At 71.9% G+C, this 2,334-nt stretch carries 2 protein-coding genes and 1 pseudogene; 2 read left to right on the top strand and 1 reads right to left on the bottom strand.

What is annotated here, in order from left to right:
• Nucleotides 1-761: pseudogene (locus AOK23_RS37225) on the top strand (RNA-guided endonuclease InsQ/TnpB family protein); the annotation flags it as partial.
• 105 nt (nt 762-866) lie between these two features.
• Here the strand turns inward: AOK23_RS37225 and AOK23_RS37220 are convergent.
• Nucleotides 867-1,439 carry a class I SAM-dependent methyltransferase gene (locus AOK23_RS37220; protein WP_055716903.1) on the bottom strand — a complete coding sequence of 191 codons (573 nt, stop codon included), beginning with the start codon at nt 1,437-1,439 and terminating at the stop codon, nt 867-869.
• Nucleotides 1,440-1,495: 56 nt separating this feature from the next.
• Here AOK23_RS37220 and AOK23_RS50820 point away from each other — a divergent pair.
• A partial coding sequence (locus tag AOK23_RS50820) for an AraC family transcriptional regulator (protein ID WP_240496733.1) occupies nt 1,496-2,334 on the top strand: 839 nt, incomplete at its 3' end.

The following is a 2,334-nucleotide window of genomic DNA, read 5'->3' as shown; positions in this document are numbered from 1 at the left end:
CCCCCACCTCCGTCACCGTCATCAAGGATGCCGCCGGCAGGTTCTTCGCCTCCTTCGTCATCGACACCGACCCCGCCGCCGACCAGGCGCGGATGCCGGAGACCGACCGCACGATCGGCATCGATCTGGGTCTGACTCACTTCGCGGTCCTCTCCGACGGTACGAAGATCGACTCTCCGCGTTTTCTGCGGCGGGCGGAGAAGAAACTGAAGAAGGCCCAGCAGGAGCTGTCCCGCAAGCAGAAGGGATCCAGGAACCGGGCCAAGGCCCGCCTCAAGGTCGCCCGCGCCCACGCGAAGGTCGCCGACGCGCGCCGTGAGTTCCACCACCGGCTCTCCACCAGGCTGATCTCCGAGAACCAAGGGATCGCCGTGGAAGACCTGTCGGTGGCGGGACTGGCCCGCACGAGGCTGGCCAAGTCCGTCCACGACGCCGGATGGTCATCGTTCATCAGCATGCTGGAGTACAAAGCAGAACGATACGGCCGCACCCTGGTCAAGATCGGCCGGTTCACACCGACCTCCCAGACCTGTTCCACCTGCGGCGCAATGGACTGACCCAAACCCCTGAACGTCCGGGAATGGACCTGTACCGCCTGCGGCACCGTCCACGACCGGGACACCAATGCCGCGATCAACGTGAAGACGGCCGCCGGACTGGCGGTATCGGCCTGCGGAGCGCCGGTAGGACCAGGAGCAATCCCGGCACAGCGCGAAGAAACAGGAAGCCACGGATTCCCGACCGAACCCCGTGCCGCATAGCGGCACAGCAACGATCGAGAAGGCCAGAATCCTCGGGCTTCAGCCCGAGGTGCAAGTCAAGTACGCCGCTTCGCCCCCTGACGCACGCGAGCCCCGGCGGCGCGGTCAGGGCCGCCGGGCGCGGAAGCGGAGGCTGCCGCCGCCCTCGTGCACGGCCACGGCCACGTCCGTGAAGCCCGCCGCCTCCAGCCGGGCGGGGAGGGTCGCCGGGTCGACGACGTTCATCGTGTCCCGGATGTGGAGCAGCCGGAACCGGAGGCTGGACCGGCTGTCGCTGCCCGCGAACGTGCCGCCGGGCCGCAGTACGCGGAACGCCTCCGCGAAGATGCCGTCCTGCCGCTCGGCCGTCGGCACGTGGTGCAGCATCGTGAAGCAGACGACGGAGTCGTACGACGCGTCCGGCAGCGGCATGGCCGCCCCGTCCGCGTGCACGATCCGGGCCCGCTCGCCCCACGCCCCGTCCAGCAGCCGGGCGGTCTCGGCGTCGATCTCGACGGCGGTCAGCCGCGGCACCCGCTCCACGAGCACCCGGAGGTTCGCGCCGTAGCCCGGCCCGATCTCCAGGACGTCCGTGCCCAGGTCGACGCCGACGAGCGCCCAGGGCAGCAGCAGCTCCCGGGTCTTGAGCGCCCACTTCTCGGAGCTGCAGATCTTCCGGTGCATCTGGTTCATCGGCATGGGGCCGACGCTAGGCCCGGCCCCGCCGTGTCCACCACGGGCTAGGCTGCCGAACCATGTCGCGAGACGGACAGCCCCGAGTGTGCGCCGTGCCGGACCCCGAGCAGCGCGCCGCCGGTGTCGAGAGACGTCCGCCCGCCCCGCGCGACGGCCGGCACCCGACCGCGATCTTCGTCGGCCACTTCACCATGCCGCGCGGCACCGCCTTCTCCCGGCACTGGCACCCCGTCCACCAACTCGCCTGGTCCGAGAAGGGGCTGGTGCGGGTCACCACCCGGCAGGGCTCCTGGCTCCTGCCGCCCACCCTCGCCCTGTGGATCCCCGCGGGCGTCCCCCACACCACCGAGTCGGCGGGCGACGCGGTGATGCGCAGCCCCTACGTGGCCCCCGAGAGCTGCCCGCAGGTCGACTGGACGGAGCCCACGGTGGTGTCGGTGGGTCCCCTCCTGAGCGCCCTCATCGACCATCTCCTGCGCACCGACCTGATCCCCGGAGCCCGCACCCGCGCCGAGGCCGTCCTCCTCGACGTGCTGCGCCCCGTGCACGTCACGAGCGTCTCGGCCCCCGAACCGCGCGACCCCCGGGCCCGCGAGGTCGCCCGCGCGCTCACCGCGCACCCCGCCGACCCGCGCCCCCTCGCTGCCTGGGGCGCCCACGTCGGTGCCAGTGCCCGCACCCTGGCCCGCCTCTTCGTCGCCGAGACGGGCCTCGCCTTCGGCCAGTGGCGCGAACAGGCCCGGATGCGGGCCGCGATGCCCCTGCTCGCCGAGGGCCTCCCCCTGGAGTCCGTCGCGCACCGGGAAGTACTCGCGCGGGGTCACGCCGATGGTGCGGTGGAAGGCGCTGACGAAGGAGCTGGCGGAGGCGTAGCCGACCCGGTGCGCGACGGACTCCA

This window comes from Streptomyces torulosus (assembly GCF_001419765.1).
Taxonomy (GTDB): domain Bacteria; phylum Actinomycetota; class Actinomycetes; order Streptomycetales; family Streptomycetaceae; genus Streptomyces; species Streptomyces torulosus.
This window is presented reverse-complemented; position numbering and strand designations above follow the sequence as displayed.